Raw genomic sequence first — 19,193 nt, 5'->3', positions numbered from 1 at the left:
AGTGTTTTTTATTTATGGTTGAGTCCGTTAATAATCAATGGCCAATGGTCTAGAATTTCTAGACTATGGATTTTTTACCAGACGAATTTGAGATTGGTTGTTTAGATCAAGCAAAGCCGCTAGGCGGTGGCACAAATACAGATTTGTTCAGGTAAATGAAGTCACAGGTAGGGAACATTGTTCCCGAAGCTCGACGATAATCTGTACCGCAGCAACTTGTAATCTGCTGTATTAAAATTATTAATCTCAAATCCCCAAGCTGCAATCCTCGATCCGGTGTAGTTAAGCTAAAATAGCTGGCTCTAAAATGCCAACATGTTTGACATCTGTCTCTTTTTGTAATACAGTATAATACATTATGACAATCACGCTATGAGAATTTAGATGCTTTGTTCATCTGCCTCTGGGACAGATCAAGAGCGACACCAAAGCATGAACCACAGCCCGTCCTGCCTTTTGAGAATCTCAATCTCAGCAGCAAGTTATATGTAGTCTAACGCAGCTGAGTCATCCTTTGTGATTAGTCATTTGTATTGGCAAAGAAAAAAGGATAAAAAATAAATGACAGTATTAAGCAGTGCAACTTAGACGCACATGAGCTAAGCGATCGCAACTAGAATATATAAGAAAACCCTTTTCCAAATTTATCCGTTAACTTAAGATAGCTAAACTATCGCTACATTGAAAAAAATATGGTTTTTGATGATTTTAGAGGTAACGAAGGGAATTCTGCAAATAACAACCGTCAAAACCTCCTGAGTAGTGGTTGGCGACCATTACAACGCGACTTTGATTGGGGATTTTTCTGGCAAGTTCTCGTTCATGATACCCAGGAGTTAGGACAAAAAAGTATTAATTTAGCGAGTTATTATGCTGATGCTTTAGGACGAAGAGATTATAGTTGGTGGGCAAATATATTAAATGTAGCTTCAGATTATACGCGAGGTGAATTACAAAAATTTTGGAGTTTTATTACACCAGACCCTCTAACGCCAGATAACCGCTACAAAGAAGTTTTAAGTACAGAAACGCCGATTATGCAATTTGTGAGCCGCAATAGTATTCCTATTGATTATGTGCTAAATCGATTGCAGGAAATTACTGTATTACGAGTTTTGAGATTATTAGACCGTCCCGACATTATAACTCAATATTATTCAGAGCGAGATTTTTATTTTCCTGTTGATAAATTTGTGAATTGGGACAGGTTAGAGGTGATTAATACTGTTTATGCCTACTGGGCTAAACATGATATTTGGTTGCAAATTGACCCCTACGATCGCGGACGCAGACAATATACTTTGATGTCCAAAAATATGGCACCGCTGATTAACAAAGCAACTTACGATTTAGCCGTAATGTTAAGCGGTTATCAAAGTCGCGTAGGTAAAGTTTCCAGTCAATTTCCCATTCGGACATTTCCCGCAGATATTCAAAATTTTACAGACACAGTACAGCAAGCAATTCTCAATCAACATCAGTTAGCAGTTGTTGTACATGGAGAACCAGGTACAGGTAAAACAGCATGGACACAGGCTGTAGCCCAAGAAATTTTAGTACCTTTAGGCTACGTAATTTTTATTTTAGATCATGATGCAATTACGAATTTTGTCCCCCCAACTTATTTAGAACAAATTTGCATCATTATTAATGAAGCTGATAATTTAGCCCAAAATCGTGCTTATGAAGTAGCGCAATATAATAATAAAACAGAACATATTCTCAGTTTGTTAGATGGCACTTTGTACCAAAGCATAATTGACGAATCTGGGCTGCAAATCAAACAGCGTTTAGTAGTATTAATGACTTGTAATACTACAGAAAGATTAGATCCAGCGATGTTACGCAAGGGAAGAGTAGATTTGATTTACGAATTTACTCAAAAATTTGTCTAGAAGTAAAATATTTATTTCTGAAATAAAATAAAAATCCGATATCTGTCTGAGGAATCGGAAATTTTGGGTTGAAATTCCGAAATTCATCAAAGATGTTGTGTAGTTCCTTATAAATTAATTAAGAAAGTAACTAAATCAGGATGAATATTCAACAACTGATTACCGAAGCACTTAGTTTGCCAAATAATGCGATCGCTTATCATATTAGTCAGGAATTAGCAGCAATTTATCCCAGGAAATTCCTACTCGAAGGTAACGATACTACATTCAGTTTAGAGAAATACGCTGAGGCTAACCTTTGCAAAATTCAAGATAATTCCTCAATTCACAACCAAATTTTGACTGGCTGGGATGGAATGGACAATCATCTATATAAATATACAGAAAATGCTGAATTTGAGGTGCAATGGCAAGGGCAGAAACTTGATGTTTTATTAATGAGTTGGCAAGAAGGCTATTGTAAAACTAGATATTACTGGATTATGGCTGATAGTCAAGAATTGGCAGAAAATTTTTTTACTGCTGTTTGTGATTGGAATTCGGAAATCCGCGACGAGGTTTTAGTTTTTGAAGATGGTTATTGGAACAAAAACCCCGAACTGTTTCAATCGATTAAAAATGCAACTTTTGATAATCTAATTTTGTATGGGAATCTGAAACAAGATATTAAAGATGACTTGATAAACTTCTTTGCTTCTCAAGAAACTTATACAGCTTATGGTATCCCTTGGAAAAGAGGAATTTTATTTATTGGTTCACCAGGAAATGGGAAAACTCATACAGTCAAAGCATTAATTAATCTCATGCAACAGCCTTGCTTGTATGTTAAAAGTTTCCAATCTGAGTATGACACTGATAGTGAAAATATTCGGAAAGTATTCAAACAAGCAAGACAGTCTGCGCCTTGTATTTTAGTACTAGAGGATTTAGATTCTCTATTGACTGACGAAAATCGTTCTTTCTTTCTCAATGAACTAGATGGCTTTGCTGCTAATGAGGGGATTGTTACCATTGCTAGTACCAACCATCCCGAACGTTTAGATCCGGCGATTCGCGATCGCCCCAGCCGTTTTGATCGTAAGTATCATTTTGATTTACCAGATAACTCGGTAAGACAAGCTTACATCACACTGTGGAACGATCAGCTAAAAACTGCTATGCGTTTGTCACCAGAGGCGATGACTCAGATAGTGATGATGACAGATGGCTTTTCTTTCGCCTATCTCAAAGAATTGTTTCTCTCATCGATGATTCGCTGGATGGGAACCATGAAAACTACTGGAATAGCAGAGATTATGGTTGATCAAATTGCAGTTTTGCGAGAACAAATGAATAGCACAACTGCTAGCAGTGAAACTACCAAAGAGTTAGAAACTGCTAAAAAATGAAGGGTATGTTGATTAACGAGCCAGAAAAGATTGAGTTAACCAATACGCATTAGTTCCGAAAATAATAATTAAAGATACAGGTAGAAACCAGATTCCTAGGTTAGGCGTTTCTGTATTGGCTAAGTAAAAAATTTGCCACTCAATATAAGCAAATAACCAAATCAATTCGGTTTTCAACCAATTTAGCATTGAGCAGGCAATTTGATATTGACGCAGTGCATTTTCTTCTGTAATTCGGACTGCATAATTAAAGGTATGGGGATAGCGACTCACAACTGTCAGCATCCCATACATTAACAAACCGACAATTGGTAACAGCCAGAGAAAGTTTTTACTTCCCCAGCCGTTAGCTTTACCATCAAGTCCAAAGTGGATGGGTATAGTCTCTGGTAATACAACCCAAGCATGAATAGCAGTAGCAAACAATGCAACTATTCCCGCGATCGCAATCCAATTGAGCATTTTTCCTTGCTGAGACTGGGGAGGGAGAAATACAGGTCTTTGATAAGTCATTATAGCTCCATTGTATCGGCTGAGTTTGTTTATAATTTAGCCTTTGATTGGAGCTTGTGTCTTGGGCTTGTTACAGAGATTTAAGATGCCTATGATATTCTCTTATGAGAGAGATTTACTGGGATGATCGGCATAAACTGTAACTATAGGTAAACCTGTTTTGGGAAGGCTACTGAAAAATTGTTGTTGTAAATTATCAACAAAATATGAAATTAACAAACTGATGATTGCCAAAATTGTTGTGATTAAGGCAACTTTGACGGGAATATTTATGATTATTAACACCAATGTTAACAGTGACAATAATCCTGTAACCTTCGGCAAAATTGTGCGGATTTTTTCCAGAAAAAGCACAGAACGGCGACAATTAGGACAAAATTTTGTATGCCTGTGCCATCGGTCATATAGTTGTTCATTATTCAGATCCTTGGCACTTTTGGCACTGTTTACTAGATTATCTGGACAGCTAGGCCCGCCACCAGCAAATGCATCTAGCCATTTTCTAAAAGTGACAATACCCACATCAGCAGGAGAAGGCATAAAGTATGATTTATACCATTTTTTCTCTATTGAAGCTTCCATCACTTCTTGAGAGTGCATGACTGTTAAATCTTGGTCACTTAGCTTGTATGTTGATAAATGCTGTAAGCCTATTTGGAAATAATCTGGTAGCAACGCCAACCAGAAGTTTTTCTTAGCTGAATTCCCTTCAACAATAAATTTACCAATATTTCTACATTGACCTGGTTGGGTGGGCACAAAATACAACTGAAATATATGATTTTTCCCGTTAGCATAACGGTAGATAGTAGTATTTGCAGAAGGCGGTGTAAATTTCCTTGTGGCTTCCATATCTTTGTTGAGGAGATTGTAACCTGAATGTTTGAGATTAAAACCTGCTTCAGCAGACATTTCACCTACTACTGCAAATTCTTGGATCGGTACTGCGTTTTTTGGAGAAAAATAACCGATTCCTGCATGTAAAAATTGGGCATGGGAAGGGTCAAAACTACTTTCAACTGAAACAGTATAATTTACAGGAATTTCTGTCATGTGCCAGTCTGTAGATGATTTATCTAAATCGCATTCTGGTATGGTAGCTGGATGCTTTAATGTACAATCTTCAAAAGCTGTGGCGCTATCATCTGGCCATATCCAAAGTAGACCTTGAAGAACTTGTGTGGGATAAGTTTTAACGTGAGACTTTAAACTATTGCAAGCAATTTCTTGCGCATGACCAGTTAACATAGGAATATTAGTACATTTCCCATCTCTGTTAAAAGTCCATCCATGATGTCTACACATCAGGTTTCCATCTTGATTAATATTTCCGAGAGATAATTGTGCTAGTTTATGGGGACAACAATCATCCATAGCGCTCCAATTTTGATTGTTATCTTGCCAAATCACCAGCTTTTTACCAAGAAGTGTAACGGGATTGGGACTGGTGGCATTAAGATAACTTAAGGGGCTAATTGGATACCATTGCTTAGTCCATGAAAATTGAGTTTCCATAAGATAAATTAAAGAAGTACTGATTAATCAAAGACTCAAGACATCTTCAATTTAGCTTAGACTATTTCTCTGTGCAGATGCATTGAATATTCAGGAATTACTAACCGCCAAGTACGCATTAGACGCGAAGCGGCTTCCCGCAGGGTAGTACGCCAAGGGATAGAGAGGTATTCTTCAGAGAGGTTCACAACTTAATAATTTGTTATCAGAAAAATGGGTTGAAAACCCCGTCCTTCTAGGACGGCTTTAATTTACTAGAGTTAGATTCTCCACTAAATATAGTAAAATAGTGGAATGCTAACCATGAATTACCGCTATCGAATCTATCCAAACATCACTCAAGAGCAGTTACTTTTTGAGTGGATGGATGTTTGTCGTGTTGCCTATAACTACGGGCTGCGAGAAATTAAAGATTGGTGCAATGGACGTTCATGTCTGGTTGACAGATGCTCGATTAGTCATGAATATATCATAGCTGCGGATGCTCCTTTCCCCAGTGAAGTGAATCAGCTTAATGCACTGCCAAAAGCAAAAAAGGTATTTCCCCGGCTAAGTGAAGTACCAAGTCAGGTTTTGCAGCAATCTATCAAACAACTGCATCGAGCATGGGAGGGGTTTCAAAAGATTGGGCATGGGTTCCCCAGATTTAAAAAGTTTGGGCAATTCAAATCTTTATTGTTTCCACAGTTTCAAGAAAATCCTGTAGTTGGATTAAATATCAAACTTCCTAAGCTTGGGTTGATTCCGATTAACTTACATCGCCCAATCCCTAGCTCTTTTGTGGTTAAGCAGGTTCGGATCATCAACAAAGCAGATGTTTGGTATGCCTCGATCAATATTCAGTGCGATGTGAGTGTTCCAGAACCGATGCCGCATGGTCATCCCATCGGTGTGGATGTGGGGTTAGAAAAGTTTTTGGCAACTAGTGACGGTGTTCTTGTAAAGTCGCCTAAATTCCTGAAAGTTATGCAAAGCAAGCTGAAATTGCTGCAACGCAGGCTTTCTCGAAAAAAGAAGCGCTCTCAAAATTACGAGAAACAACGCATTAAGGTTGCTAGACTTCACCACACGATTGATAACACCCGCAAAGATTTCCACTTCAAACAAGCTCACGCCCTTTGCGATACTGGTGATATGGTCTTCATGGAAGATTTGGATTACCGAACTCTTGCAAAAGGAATGCTTGGGAAACAAATGCTTGATGCAGGGTTTGGACAGTTCCGAACTATCACCAAGTATGTGTGTTGGAAGCGTGGTAAATTCTTCGGTGAAGTTAGTGCCAGGGGGACATCGATTGAGTGTCCTGAGTGTGGCGCAGAAGTTAGAAAAGACTTGAGTGTTAGAGTGCATCATTGTCATAGCTGTAACTACACAACTGATCGTGATGTTGCTAGTAGTCAAGTGATCAGAAATAGAGGAATAGAACTAATTAGTACGGCGGGACACGTCGGAATCCAAAACGCCTATGCAGACGGTTTGCCGGGGACTGGGGAAACTCAATCTAGGTCAAAGTCGAAAACCCGCAAGGGAGCAACTAGGAAATCTCAGAAGTGATTCTTAGAAGCTCTGTGGCTTTAGCCCAGAGTCATGTCACAGATTGGAGAGAGGTAAGCCACTTGCAAAACTGACCAATGGATAGGGATATGAAAAGCAAAAATCCAGTTGTCTACGCTTTAGTTTTACAGAGCGTTATCATCTTTTCGCCCTTGCTGCTGTCTCCTGGTAAAATCAATGGGCAAACTGCACCCGCTCTATCGCCTGCTGTGACTCCTGCTCCGGTATTATCAAATGAGGAACAGCGATCGCCACAGCGGATTCAAGATGCAGCCCCATCTGATGTTCAGCGTAATTTTAGTCAGACAACCATGTCCTTCAATATCTGGATAGTATTATTAAGCTTGTTTCCAGTCGCCGTGATTGTTTTACTTTGGCTGTTACGTGGAGTAGTAATCCGCGAAATTGTCAAGCAGGCTATGTCACAGATAGAAGGTGTGGAAAATTTGCAAACTCAGCTAAATCTTGTGAAGCAAGAAGCTGAGAATGCAATTCAAGAGGTGAAAAAAATTACTCAGGAATTGGGGAAAGAGGCTGAGAATTTGCAAGCCAAGATTAAAAGTGAGCAAGAAAATTTATCTTTAATTAATTCGGATTTTTCCACAGCTAAGGACAATATTTTAAACCAATTAGAATCAGAAATTAAAATTATTCAAAATAAATTAGAGAATTTAGACACGGAATTTGGTGTTCAAATAGGGCAATTACTGGCAAATGCCCAAAATCAAAGTAATTTAACAATTGAAAATTTCAGCCAGAGAGAATCTGATTTATCTGGGCAATTATCGGAATTGCTATTAAGCGCGGAACAACAAAGAGATATAACTATTGAAAATATAGATAAATCTCGGTCGGAAGTGACGTTACATTTATCGACGTTACAGACTGAGACTCAAAAAGAAAAAGATATAGTTAGTGAAAGAATTGCTAGTTTAGCAGCAGAAGCGGCGAATAAAATCTCAGAATTACAAGCAGAAGTTGCTCAGCGTCAAAATACAAGCTTGGTAAATATTGCTGAATTAGAAAGTGCTTGGAAAACTGATGCGGCGAATAAAATATCAGAATTGCAAACAGAGGTGGGACAGCGTAAAGATACAAGTTTGTTAAATATTGGCGAATTAGAGAATGTCTTTAAAAGGCAACTGGCAGAATTACAAGCTGAAAGTCAACAGCAAAAAGATAAGATTATTCAAGATTTAAGAAAATTGCAAGCAGAATTTACCAGGAACCTGGCTGAGTCACTGGTGGAAGTGCAAAAACAGAAAGACTTAATTATTGAGAATTTAGAAAAATCTGGTTCGGAATTTACCTCGCAATTTTCGGAATTACAGGTAAATGCGCAACAGCAGAAAATCCTGATTTTAGAAAAACTGGAAAGATTAGAAACGGATTTTGTATCGCAGCTTTCGGAGTTACAATTAGATGCGCAACAACGCAAAGATTTAATTTTAGAAGAACTGACAGAAATTAAACAGCCATCGCCATCAAGTATGAGGATTGAGGCGAAAAAACCAGAACCGGCACAATTAGAGGAAACATCTGCTGGTTTTGGGGATGGGGAAGAAGCGACGGGGGGAACAACCTCGTCTACCCAGGAGGAGACAGAGTTTAGCGTCGCTTGCGATGAATATATTGCACAGGGAGATGTGCTGTTTGGTGAAAAGCGTTATGAAGAGGCGATCGCACTTTACAAGCGAGTAGTCAACATCCAGCCGGATAATTCACTGGCTTGGTTTAAACACGGTTTGACGCTAGCCAGGTTGAAACGCTACTCAAACGCGATCGCTTCCTATGATACAGCATTGAAAATTAATCCTAACGATCATCAAGCCTGGTGCGATCGCGGTGTGGCTTTTGGGAACTTACGCAAACATCAACAGGCTTTTGTCTCCTTTAATCAAGCGACGAAAGTTAAGCCAGATGACGCAGTAGCTTGGATGAATCGCGGTTTGGCGTTGATTGAGTTAGAAGAATACGACGAAGCGATCGCATCTTTTGACAAAGCTATAGATATTAAACCATCAGCGAAACTCTGGGATAAACGGGGTTATAGCTTGGTAAGGCTGGGGAGAGATGACGATGCGATCGCCTCTTTTGACAAAGCATTAGAATTGAAGCCAGATTATGCGAGTGCTTTTTACAATAAAGCCGCCTGTTATGCACTACAAAAGCAAGTGGAATTAGCTGTAGAAAATCTCCAGCAGGCGATTAAATTGAATCCCCGATATCAGGAAGAAGCAGCGACAGATATTGATTTTGATGATATTGCAGATGAGCCGGCTTTTAGGGAATTGATTGGTAAACCAGAGTAATCTCTCAAAAATTCTTCCTTTGCGTACTTCGCGTCTTCGCGGTTCGTTTATTCTCACGCAAAGACGCAAAGGCGCAAAGAAGAAAGTAAAAGTATCCCCTTCCCCATTACCCTTTCCCCCTTCCCCCCACCATGTATACTTAAAAACACCACCTCCCAACCCTGGCAATGACGAAACGACAGCGATTGGAACAACAGCGAGATACCCTTCAAGCCGACTGGGATCGGAGAAATAAGAAGTTAACGCAGTTGCGGCTGGCTTTCGCAATTGAGGCTGGGGTTGCTGTTAAGTTTCAGTTAGAACAACAAATCCAAGATGAGGAAACAGAACTCAAACGCTTGGAGCAGGAATTAGATACAATCGAACAAGCTCTTTCTACGCTGAATTTTGACCCCAATCAACTACCTTTAGGCAATCTTACCAACGTCCCAGAGTTACCGCCGCACTTTTTACCCCGTCTGGAAGAACTTGCACCCTTAAAACAGAAAGTATTATCACCAACAAAGCAACCTGTGGGTATTACAGGGAAAAGTCGCCGTGTAGGTGTGCAAGGAATGGGCGGAATTGGCAAAACAGTCTTAGCTACAGCCTTAGCGCGGGATGAAGAAGTCAGACAGGCGTTTCCTGATGGGGTGTTTTGGATAACATTTGGACAAACGCCCCAAATTTTAACTTGGCAATCCTATCTTGCTTCGGCGTTGGGTGAGAAGCAAGCGGCGTTTACCGAGGTGGGATTGGCGAAAGCGCGGTTACGGGAGTTGTTTGCCGAGAAAGCTTGCTTGCTGATTTTGGATGATATCTGGCGTTTGGATGATGCGACGGCGTTTGATGTGTTGGGGGAACGCTGTCAGATGTTAATTACTACCCGTGATGCAGCGATAGTCACGGGGTTGGGAGGGGAAGAATATCAGCTGGCCGTTTTGGGTGAACAACAGGCGTTAGAACTGTTGGCAGATTGGGCAAATCAACCGGAGATACTGCACCCCACCCCTAACCCCTCAGAGCAAGCAGGGAGGGGGAAAGATGATATCGATATATCTCTCTCTTCTTTGCAAAGCAGCCGAGAAACAGAAATTATCTCTTACCCCTCCTCGCTTGCGGGGAGGGGTGGCGCAGCCGGGGTGGGGTTAATTTTGCAGGTAGCGCGGGAATGTGGGTATTTGCCCTTAGCATTGGCGATGGTGGGCGCGATGATGCGGGGGAAACCTGCAAATCGCTGGCAGAATATTTTAGAAAAACTCCGCAGCGCTGATTTAGAGAAAATCAAACAACAATTTCCCGATTATCCTTATCCCGATTTACTCAAAGCTATTGCTGTCAGTGTGGCGGCTTTAGATGAGAATTACCAACAGCGATATTTAGATTTTGCGGTATTTAGAGAAGATACACCCATACCCGAAGCAGTTTTGCAGACTTTTTGGCAACCCTTGGGGTTAGATGAGTTTGATAGCCAAGATGTCATTGATGAATTGGTGAGTAAATCTCTGGCTTTGCGGGATGAAGCGGGAAATTTGCAGTTGCATGACTTGCAGTTTGATTATGTCAGGAAGCAGTACACGACATTAGCAACCGAAAGTGAGGGGATAGGGTTTTTACACAATCGCCTGTTAAATGCTTACAGTGAGAAATACCCCGGAGGTTGGCATAGTTTAGAAAATGACGGCTATATCTGGCAGAATTTAGCCTATCACTTGCAAGCAGGGGGAAGGGAAGGGGAATTACAACAACTGCTGGGTGATTTTCGCTGGTTGCAGGGGAAGTTGGATAACATCAATATTAATGCTTTGATAGCAGATTATAATTTTTTGCCGGAGGATGAGAATTTACAGTTAATTCAAGGTGCATTGAGACTGTCGGCACATATTTTAAATGAAGATAAACAGCAATTGCCAGGGCAATTATTAGGGCGTTTGCTGGGTTTTGAAAGAGAAGAAATTCAAGCATTGTTAACGCAAGCGCAGGAATGCAAAACTCCTAGCTTGCTTCCGCAAACAGCAAGCTTGACTTCTCCTAGCGGTTGCTTAGTACGTACCCTGGCGGGTCATAGTCACTCGGTAAATGCAGTTGCCCTCACACCTGATGGCAATTACGTGATTTCTGGTTCCGCTGACAACACCCTCAAAGTCTGGAATTGGCAAACTGGTGAAGAACTGCGTACCCTAGAAGGTCATAGTAGCTCGGTAAATGCAGTTACCCTCACACCTGATGGCAATTACGTGATTTCTGGTTCTGATGACAGCACCCTCAAAGTTTGGAATTGGCAAACTGGTGAAGAACTGCGTACCTTAGCGGGTCATAGTCATTCGGTAAACGCAGTTGCCCTCACACCTGATGGCAATTACGTGATTTCTAGTTCAGATGACAACACTCTCAAAGTCTGGAATTGGCAAACTGGTGAAGAACTGCGTACCTTAGCGGGTCATAGTCATTCGGTAAATGCAGTTGCCCTCACACCTGATGGCAATTACGTGATTTCTAGTTCAGATGACAACACTCTCAAAGTCTGGAATTGGCAAACTGGAGAACAACTACTTACTCTAAAGAATCGTCGTTTTTGGGTAACAGCAGTCGCCTTTACTCCAGATGGCAACTACGTGGTTTCTGCTTCGTTCGACAATATCCTGAAAGTTTGGAATTGGCAAACTGGGGAACTAGTACGTACCCTAAAGGGTAATAGTATCTGGATAAATGCAGTTGCCCTCACACCTGATGGCAATTACGTGATTTCTGGTTCTGCTGACAACACTCTCAAAGTCTGGAATTGGCAAACTGGTGAAGAACTGCGTACCCTCAAGGATCATAGTGGCTCTGTAAATGCAGTCACCCTAACCCTTGATAGCAAATACGTGATTTCTGGTTCCGATGACAACACCCTCAAAGTCTGGAATTGGCAAACTGGACAAAAAGTGCGTACTCTAGCTGGTCATACTCACTGGGTAACCGCTCTTAACCTCATCCTAGATGGCGAATACATAATTTCTGCCTCCTTTGACAAGACCCTGAAAATCTGGAATTTGCAAACTGGGGAAATAGTACGTACTTTAATGAGTCATACTGACTTGCTAACTGCTATTATCCTCACCGCAGATAGTAGTTGCATGATTTTTGGTTCCAATGACAACACCCTCAAAGTCTGGAATTGGCAAACTGGAAAAGAATTGCGTACTCTAGCTGGTCATAGTGACTCAGTAAATGCAGTTGCCCTCACACCTGATGGCAATTACGTGATTTCTGCTTCCTCTGACAACACACTCAAAGTCTGGAATTGGCAAACTGGGGAAGAACTGCGTATCCTAAAGGGTCATAGTGACTCCGTATATGCAGTTGCCCTCACACCTGATGGCCAGTACGTGATTTCTGCTTCTTGGGACAACACACTCAAAGTCTGGAATTGGCAAACTGGACAAGAACTGCGTACTCTGAAGGGTCATAGCCGCTCGGTATATGCAGTTGCTCTAACTCCAGATGGCGAGTACGTGATTTCTGCTTCCTCTGACAACACACTCAAAGTCTGGAATTGGCAAACTGGTAAAGAACTGCGTACTCTGAAGGGTCATAGTTCTGAGGTATGTGCAGTTGCCCCCAGTCCAAATGGCAAGTACTTAATTTCTGGTTCTCTTGATAAAACTCTGAAAGTCTGGAACTGGCAAACTGGAGAAGTAATTGCTAGCTTCATTGGGGATGGGGGAATATTATGCTGTGCTGTTGCACCTGATGGGGTGAGAGTTGTTGCAGGGGAAGATTCAGGACGGGTGCATTTTTTGCGGTTGCAAGGCAAAGAAGAGTAATTCGTAATTAAGAAATGCGGATTTTGTTTGAGTCAGTTGTGGTGAATGGGGATAATAGGGAGTCCGGTTAGGCAATTTTCATAGCAAGCGAAGCAAAACAAGCCGCGATCGCTGCGATCGCCTTTTTTAATTTCCTTCCCATCACCATGACTATTGCTAATTCACTCATAAGTTGCCATCAAAGTGCGTAGGCGTAGCCCGCCGCAGGCATCGCTCTTGCTCATTTTCTCACCTTTCCAGCAAAAAGCTGCAACGTTGAAGATAAAAGCCGCAAATTTCCGCATCAAAGCCGCAACGTTGAGGATAAAAGCTGCAACGTTCAAGCAAAAAGGCGCAACGTTCGAGATAAAAGCCGCAATTTCCGACATCAAAGCCGCAACGTTGAGGATAAAAGCTGCAAGCTTCAGGTTTTGAACTTCAACCTTCATGCTTTGAGGTGCAAATTCCGCCTTCTGAAGGTGAACAGTTGGTGATTTTTCCCGGCGAATCACGTAATTAATAATGGAGAATTGGATTTAACCTACTCCTGTTTAAAGATACTACTGGCGACTCAGAGGTAAAACCCCTCGCTTACCCAACAGACCGCCGTCACCCTAGAAGGGTGCGGCTAATCGAACAAAGCCCACCTTCGTGGGCTAAAAACAGCCCACGAAGGTGGGCTTTGTATCGATAGCCCCAGGCTTCTAGCCTGCGGGCGTTATTTCGGGTAAGCGAAAGATGAAATATTTTCCCTCTCACCCTATCCTTTCGCAGTCAAATCTCCCTTTAATTTGCTGATTATAAAAACTACCAACGGAATCAGCCGAGTAAAAATCTTCCCATGTCTCCTCATCTACCCCAGAATACTCATAAACTGCCCCACTCTTGAACTCAACCTGCAAAGTTTGCTCGTGACTATCGTAAGCAATGCTAGCCGCCATTGATGAACTCACAGGTAACAACGCAATCGGTTCTTCATATTCAGGAAGCGCCACAGGTTCCGCTATAATCTCGTTCAGTTCTACCAACCCCTCAAAAGCTTGAACTGGTGCGGGAATCTCTAAAAGTTCTATTTCGTCGCCGCGATCGAGCAATAATTGTAAATGTCCGTCAGCATGAGCGATCGCAATCAGGCTACTCAAGTCCATTTTAGATAGTCTCATTTATTTTGCTCTCCTGTGGGGTTAAAAATGCTATTTATCTGTTGAGAGTATTAAATTCTGCTGCAAAATCGCACTGTTTAATAGTACATTTGTATCATAGAAGCAGTTTATCGTCAATATTTTGCAGCAGAAAATGCGCGACTATAGCAATACGATGGAAACAAGGCTTGCATAGTTAGCAATGAACGATTTATTTGGAGCAGAGTTTTTACAAGAATTGCCGCTAATTCTGGCGGGGCCTATATTACAACATACAGAATCCGACTCAGTTACAGTCTGGGTGGCGTTGAAACGTCCTTGTGAGGTGGTACTCCAGATTTATGACACAGCAAATCACGGTGAGTTAATCACAAATCTGCTGTTAGAGGGAAGACGTTCTACTTTTGCCCTGGGAAAATCGCTGCATATTGTGGCAGTAACGGCGGAATCTGCGGGTAGTTATTTATTAAGTAGCGATCGCATCTACGCCTACGACCTACAATTTATTGAGGAGTCTTCCCAGCCGCAAACATTGCAGCAAGCTTTATGTTCTAGCCGCTTTCCCGCTGTGAACATCAGCTATTTTGACCATCAAAAACCCACATTTGTCCTCCCGCCAACGGATTTACAAGATTTGCGGATTGTGCATGGTTCCTGTCGTAAACCTCACGGTGATGGCTTTGATGCGTTACCAATTCTCGATTGCTTGATTGAGTCAGCCGCCAACCAGCCCCGCAAAAGACCCCATCAGCTTTTCCTTACAGGCGACCAAATTTATGGTGATGATGTCGCCGATCCGCTGTTGTGGGTTTCTTCTCAGTTAGGCGATGCGCTTTTAGGTTGGGAAGAAAGGTTACCTTTGACACAGCAAACAGCCGCCGACCCCAGTTATTTAACCCCAAAGCAACTGCTTCCCGGACATCGGGCAGAAATCGCCACTCATCAAGCAGGTTTCACCGCCGGATTACACAATAAAGCTGCCAAAGTTAGCAGTCACCTGCTGAGTTTGGGGGAATATTACGCATCTTATATATTGTCATGGTCTCCCGCTTGCTGGCCGAGTACCTTACCCAAAGGGCGGGAGGTGATGGATGGACATCGCGTCAGCCGCCGTTGGGATAAAGAAGTGCGGGATATGCAGCAATTTATCCATACCCTGTGGAAAGTGCGGCGGGCGCTGGCGAACATTCCCATGTATAGTATTTTCGATGACCATGATGTCAGCGATGACTGGAACCTCAACCAAGCTTGGTGTTTGCGGGTTTTAGGACAACCCTTGGGACGGAGAACAGTGCAAAATGCTTTGTTAGCCTATGCAGTTTTTCAAGCCTGGGGGAATACACCCAAGCAATTTACAGGCGGACAACCAGGGGAGAAATTATTACAAGCAGCGGCGGATTGGTCTGCATCTGGGGGAATGAATGCTGAAGCGTGGGATGCGATCGCCCGTTACTTAGGAATGCCGCCTATTAACCCCAGTACAAATTTACCGGAATTTGTGCAATATGATTCAGTTTTAGTACTAGACAGAGACCCAGAAGCCCTAACATGGCATTATACGGTACGCAGCTTTTGCCATGAAGTCATAGTTTTAGATACACGCACTTGGCGCGGTTATCCAGCCGATCAAAAACCAATAGCGCCGCCAATGCTGCTATCGCCTCCAGCCTTTGCACAGCAACTATCCCAGCCTTTAGAACAAGTCACACACAAACCGATAGGGCGATCGCCAATGCAAGCTACATTTGTGATTGCACCGACAAATTTATTTGGTTTACAAGTAATAGATTGGATTCACCATTGGCATTTAAAAAGAGATAAAGTTTATGGTGTAGATGTAGGTGATGCATGGAATATTAATTACGAAGCCTTAGCACAATTTCTCACCACATTATTTGAGCAACGCCAACAAGTAATTGTGTTATCTGGAGACATTCACTACAGTTCTGTTGTCCGCTTAACTTATACCAAAAAATCGTTAGGTTCTGAGAAAAAATCTATATTAGTCCAGTTAACAGCTAGTGCTTTTAAAAATGAAGAAAAGATTACTCAAATCATTCATACAAGACTCAAACAATGGCTGTTACCAGAAAAAACTAGACAATGGATAGGCTGGACAAATTCCCCTTATATGGTAGAAATTTCTAGCAGAAAATCCTACAGTGATTCTTTATCACCTCGTCCGCCCGAATGGCATGGTTTAATGGAATGGATTTCCCGAACTAGCACAAAAACTGCTGACTTTGGCACTAATGTTTCATGGCTAATGACTGCCAAAAAACAAGCTAAAACCCATAAATGGGAATGGTTACAGTATTTAGCTTTTTGGAAATTACCTTGGTTTCAAGATGGACGCGAAGTAATAGGCTTAAATAATTTAGCCTTAGTTCATTTTGAAGTAGATAATAATAACTCTGCCAAAGTTATGCAAGATTTATACTGGTTTTCAACTTGGTATCCTATCGAAATTGTCTATAGCCGCTTTGAAAGTGAACTCAACCATGCCAAATTAAGAATTAATAATTAAAAATCATTGTAGTAAGGACTTCAGTCCTGACCTTTTAAGCACTAAAGTGCTTACTACAAAATTTATTTATGCTAACCGCAAATAAGGACACTTTTGTAAAAAAATAGCTGCTTTTTGATGCGCATGAGGATTATCAGTATGTACAGGCGTAGTGCGGATAATTCCATTAAATAAATCATCCAAGCCGTAGGGGGTAAAAAACTCCCATTTTCCTTGCGCATTTAGCCGCACCCCTACAGCAGTAGCAGTATGTAACCATTGTGTAATGCCATCTTCTGTACTATTGTATGCTGTGTCGCCATCGCGCCAGCGGGCAAAACTAGCTTGATTTTTCACATCAAATTCGTTATTAGGAAACTGTTGTGTGAGGGTGGCTTTGGCGGCTAGTTCCTGGGTGCGATCGCCTTGGATATCGAAAAATGCAATATCAAAATCTTTGATTACTAACTCGCAGTCATCCCCAAAAATTAAGCGCCAGACTGTATTTCGTACCGCACCGCCTGCTAACCACCAATCAGGTAGATTAAGTTGGGCGATCGCGGGTAAAATCATCCCTACAGGTGTGTCAGCTAGAATCATCTGGAGGCGAGTATTACTGTTCATATCAAATTTGTGAGATTTGTAACTAGCAAGCGAAAATATTAGCATTCATCATTTGCTAAATTTTGTCCAGTTCTTGATTCGTAGGATTAAATTTAAATTGAATTTTTAATTTAATTTTTAATTATGGAAGACTTATTTGCCAACCTAGAACTGACACTGAATCAGGAACTACCTTCCCTCCCAGAGTCACAGCAACAACTCCTCAAAGAACTAAGTATTGATGAAAATCAACCAGGTACAATTCTGCGTGACTTTCAAACCTTAATCGATTTTCTCCAACCAAAAGGCGTGGAAGTCAGTAGTGTTAATCATCTTCTACCTTTAAAAATATTATCAGAACTGAATTCTCGCTTAAGTCACCCAATCGACACTAAACTGAAACGTCCTGTACAAAAATCATATCCTTACATTAATGGACTTTATCTGTTATTACGCAGTTCGGGAATCGGACAAATCACATCTCAAGGGAAAAAACAATTTTTAGTATTAGATGAAGCTGTATTAGAATCTTGGTCTAACCTTAACCTGACAGAACGTTATTTCACCTTACTTGAAGCTTGGTTAATTTGGGGAAATAATGAAGTTTTAGGTGAACGTCACAATGGATGGAATAATCTAGGTAAGTGTCTTCAGTTTTGGGGGCACATTCCTGATAAAGGCTTAAACTTGACCAAATATGATGACCAACAAACTCTTGGCTATAATCCGGGGTTGCATAATGTTGCTTTATCAGAATTATTTGGATTATTAACTATTAAACAAGGAAAAGCCGAAGCAGGTAAGGGATGGCGGATTATTAGTGTAGAACGTTTACCGCTTGGTGATGCTCTATTCATGTTACTCTTTCCCGTGGGAATTGTAGGCAAGTTTGAGGAAGATATCAATATAAACTTTGGACACTTGCAGCCAAGTTTACAGCCTTTTTTCCCAGAATGGCAAAATAATTTGACTCTCCCTCAGCAAGGCTTTACTGATGGTATTTATATTTTTAAAGTATCCGTTGCTAAATCTTGGCGACGGATTGCGATCCCAGCAAAAAGAGAATTAAGCTGGTTAGCTGGGACAATTCTTGATGCTTTTGATTTTGATGACGATCACCTATACGAATTTAGTTATAAAGACCGTTTTGGTCGCACTTGTAGCATTGGTCATCCCTACATGGAATCACCGCCATTTGCAGATCAAATCCGCATTGGTGATTTACCTCTAGAACCGGGTGCAAGCATGACTTATCTTTATGATTTTGGCGATAATTGGAAATTTAATGTGCAATTAGAAGCAATTGAACCTTCTGATAACAAAATTAAAAAAGCCAAGATTTTAGAAATTCATGGTGATGCACCCCAACAATATTGGAGTGAAGATGATGATTGGGATGAAGAGGAGTAAATAATTTAAAATTACTTAAAACTTATTAGCCTCCGCAAAGGTTGAAATAGTGCAACTCCTCCAATAAGCACGAAAATTGACCCCATACCAGCAAACATACCCGGTAAAAACCATAGCTCAAGCCAAGAATTAATCATGGCAGAATTTGGCTGTTTAGGATTGTATAAAACTTCTACTTGCTGACCTTTACTAAATGCTGGTGGACTACTACCTGTATTGGATTCAAATATAATGGTTTCACCCGAACTTGGAGTAAATTTAACGACTGGATAGTAAGCAGAAGAGGAGCGACCTTTACTATCAGTTGATGAACGTAACTTTAAATCAATTACATTTCCTTGTATAGATTCTGCCGTGCTGACAAAAGAATGAGTATTGATGACAAAGATAATGCCTGTGACAGCAAATATACTGCCTACACCAGCAAATATCGAACCAAACAATAGAAAGAATTTTGAATCAGCATCCATAGAAGTTTCAAAATCAAGTATTAACTTAATTTATTATCCACCGAAAATGTGATAAGTAGGTAGGCACAATTAAACCGAACTACCTAAACTTATGTAAAGCAGCAGAAACGCTTTGAAG

Annotated in this window: 14 protein-coding genes; 7 read left to right on the top strand and 7 right to left on the bottom strand. The window is 41.1% G+C overall.

The features are described from left to right. Positions 1-692: 692 nt before the first annotated feature. Together AACU32_RS22340 and AACU32_RS22335 are read left to right on the top strand one after the other, a co-directional pair. Positions 693-1,895, top strand: coding sequence for an AAA family ATPase (locus AACU32_RS22340; protein ID WP_096603331.1), 1,203 nt, complete (start codon positions 693-695; stop codon positions 1,893-1,895). 140 nt (positions 1,896-2,035) lie between these two features. Continuing rightward, on the top strand, positions 2,036-3,283 hold the full coding sequence (locus tag AACU32_RS22335) for an AAA family ATPase (RefSeq protein ID WP_096603329.1): 1,248 nt from the start codon (positions 2,036-2,038) through the stop codon (positions 3,281-3,283). A gap of 12 nt (positions 3,284-3,295) precedes the next feature. On the opposite strand, the gene AACU32_RS22330 is transcribed toward AACU32_RS22335, so the two are convergent. From AACU32_RS22330 to AACU32_RS22320, 3 genes are all read right to left on the bottom strand, one after another. Further along, positions 3,296-3,796, bottom strand: coding sequence for a DUF1648 domain-containing protein (locus AACU32_RS22330; protein WP_096603327.1), 501 nt, complete (start codon positions 3,794-3,796; stop codon positions 3,296-3,298). 102 nt (positions 3,797-3,898) lie between these two features. Continuing rightward, positions 3,899-5,311: an aromatic ring-hydroxylating dioxygenase subunit alpha gene (locus AACU32_RS22325; protein ID WP_096603326.1), complete on the bottom strand. Its 1,413-nt coding sequence runs from the start codon at positions 5,309-5,311 to the stop codon at positions 3,899-3,901. Positions 5,312-5,367: 56 nt separating this feature from the next. Next, entirely contained in the window at positions 5,368-5,499 is a 132-nt protein-coding gene (locus AACU32_RS22320) for a hypothetical protein (RefSeq protein ID WP_339378173.1), read from the bottom strand. A 115-nt stretch (positions 5,500-5,614) separates the two neighbouring features. Between AACU32_RS22320 and AACU32_RS22315 the strand changes: the two genes are divergently transcribed. From AACU32_RS22315 to AACU32_RS22305, 3 genes are all read left to right on the top strand, one after another. Beyond that, positions 5,615-6,865, top strand: coding sequence for an RNA-guided endonuclease InsQ/TnpB family protein (locus AACU32_RS22315; RefSeq protein WP_339378172.1), 1,251 nt, complete (start codon positions 5,615-5,617; stop codon positions 6,863-6,865). Positions 6,866-6,942: 77 nt separating this feature from the next. Continuing rightward, the gene (locus tag AACU32_RS22310) at positions 6,943-9,177 is read left to right on the top strand and encodes a tetratricopeptide repeat protein (RefSeq protein ID WP_339378171.1); all 2,235 of its coding nucleotides are present in this window, start codon (positions 6,943-6,945) and stop codon (positions 9,175-9,177) included. Between the two features lie 167 nt (positions 9,178-9,344). Next, on the top strand, positions 9,345-12,965 hold the full coding sequence (locus AACU32_RS22305) for an NB-ARC domain-containing protein (protein WP_096603323.1): 3,621 nt from the start codon (positions 9,345-9,347) through the stop codon (positions 12,963-12,965). A 161-nt stretch (positions 12,966-13,126) separates the two neighbouring features. Here the strand turns inward: AACU32_RS22305 and AACU32_RS22300 are convergent, their stop codons facing one another. Both AACU32_RS22300 and AACU32_RS22295 read right to left on the bottom strand, forming a co-directional pair. After that, positions 13,127-13,393, bottom strand: coding sequence for a hypothetical protein (locus AACU32_RS22300; RefSeq protein WP_339378170.1), 267 nt, complete (start codon positions 13,391-13,393; stop codon positions 13,127-13,129). 306 nt (positions 13,394-13,699) lie between these two features. Continuing rightward, complete coding sequence (locus AACU32_RS22295) at positions 13,700-14,107, bottom strand: KTSC domain-containing protein (RefSeq protein WP_096603320.1); 408 nt, start codon at positions 14,105-14,107, stop codon at positions 13,700-13,702. A 181-nt stretch (positions 14,108-14,288) separates the two neighbouring features. Between AACU32_RS22295 and AACU32_RS22290 the strand changes: the two genes are divergently transcribed. Beyond that, on the top strand, positions 14,289-16,613 hold the full coding sequence (locus tag AACU32_RS22290; RefSeq protein WP_096603318.1) for a PhoD-like phosphatase: 2,325 nt from the start codon (positions 14,289-14,291) through the stop codon (positions 16,611-16,613). Between the two features lie 66 nt (positions 16,614-16,679). On the opposite strand, the gene AACU32_RS22285 is transcribed toward AACU32_RS22290, so the two are convergent. Then, positions 16,680-17,216 (bottom strand): nucleotidyltransferase family protein, encoded by a 537-nt coding sequence (locus tag AACU32_RS22285; protein ID WP_096603317.1) that lies wholly within the window; start codon positions 17,214-17,216, stop codon positions 16,680-16,682. 123 nt (positions 17,217-17,339) lie between these two features. On the opposite strand from AACU32_RS22285, the gene AACU32_RS22280 reads away from it, so the two are divergent. Then, positions 17,340-18,605: a plasmid pRiA4b ORF-3 family protein gene (locus AACU32_RS22280; protein ID WP_096603315.1), complete on the top strand. Its 1,266-nt coding sequence runs from the start codon at positions 17,340-17,342 to the stop codon at positions 18,603-18,605. Positions 18,606-18,616: 11 nt separating this feature from the next. Here the strand turns inward: AACU32_RS22280 and AACU32_RS22275 are convergent, their stop codons facing one another. Then, complete coding sequence (locus tag AACU32_RS22275) at positions 18,617-19,075, bottom strand: DUF3592 domain-containing protein (protein WP_096603314.1); 459 nt, start codon at positions 19,073-19,075, stop codon at positions 18,617-18,619. Positions 19,076-19,193 lie beyond the last annotated feature (118 nt).

The organism is Calothrix sp. NIES-2100 (assembly GCF_963875285.1).
Lineage (GTDB): Bacteria > Cyanobacteriota > Cyanobacteriia > Cyanobacteriales > Nostocaceae > Aulosira.
The sequence above is the reverse complement of the archived record's forward strand: the minus strand, read 5'-3'. Positions and strand labels throughout refer to the sequence as shown.

What these genes read in the sequence shown, in the direction of transcription:
- AACU32_RS22315 (WP_339378172.1), top strand. Translation starts at nt 5,615, where the DNA reads ATGAATTACCGCTATCGAATCTATCCAAACATCACTCAAGAGCAGTTA.
- AACU32_RS22280 (WP_096603315.1), top strand. Translation starts at nt 17,340, where the DNA reads ATGGAAGACTTATTTGCCAACCTAGAACTGACACTGAATCAGGAACTA.
- AACU32_RS22340 (WP_096603331.1), top strand. Translation starts at nt 693, where the DNA reads ATGGTTTTTGATGATTTTAGAGGTAACGAAGGGAATTCTGCAAATAAC.
- AACU32_RS22330 (WP_096603327.1), bottom strand. Translation starts at nt 3,796, where the DNA reads ATGACTTATCAAAGACCTGTATTTCTCCCTCCCCAGTCTCAGCAAGGA.
- AACU32_RS22300 (WP_339378170.1), bottom strand. Translation starts at nt 13,393, where the DNA reads ATGAAGGTTGAAGTTCAAAACCTGAAGCTTGCAGCTTTTATCCTCAAC.
- AACU32_RS22335 (WP_096603329.1), top strand. Translation starts at nt 2,036, where the DNA reads ATGAATATTCAACAACTGATTACCGAAGCACTTAGTTTGCCAAATAAT.
- AACU32_RS22290 (WP_096603318.1), top strand. Translation starts at nt 14,289, where the DNA reads ATGAACGATTTATTTGGAGCAGAGTTTTTACAAGAATTGCCGCTAATT.
- AACU32_RS22275 (WP_096603314.1), bottom strand. Translation starts at nt 19,075, where the DNA reads ATGGATGCTGATTCAAAATTCTTTCTATTGTTTGGTTCGATATTTGCT.
- AACU32_RS22295 (WP_096603320.1), bottom strand. Translation starts at nt 14,107, where the DNA reads ATGAGACTATCTAAAATGGACTTGAGTAGCCTGATTGCGATCGCTCAT.
- AACU32_RS22305 (WP_096603323.1), top strand. Translation starts at nt 9,345, where the DNA reads ATGACGAAACGACAGCGATTGGAACAACAGCGAGATACCCTTCAAGCC.
- AACU32_RS22285 (WP_096603317.1), bottom strand. Translation starts at nt 17,216, where the DNA reads ATGAACAGTAATACTCGCCTCCAGATGATTCTAGCTGACACACCTGTA.
- AACU32_RS22325 (WP_096603326.1), bottom strand. Translation starts at nt 5,311, where the DNA reads ATGGAAACTCAATTTTCATGGACTAAGCAATGGTATCCAATTAGCCCC.
- AACU32_RS22310 (WP_339378171.1), top strand. Translation starts at nt 6,943, where the DNA reads ATGGATAGGGATATGAAAAGCAAAAATCCAGTTGTCTACGCTTTAGTT.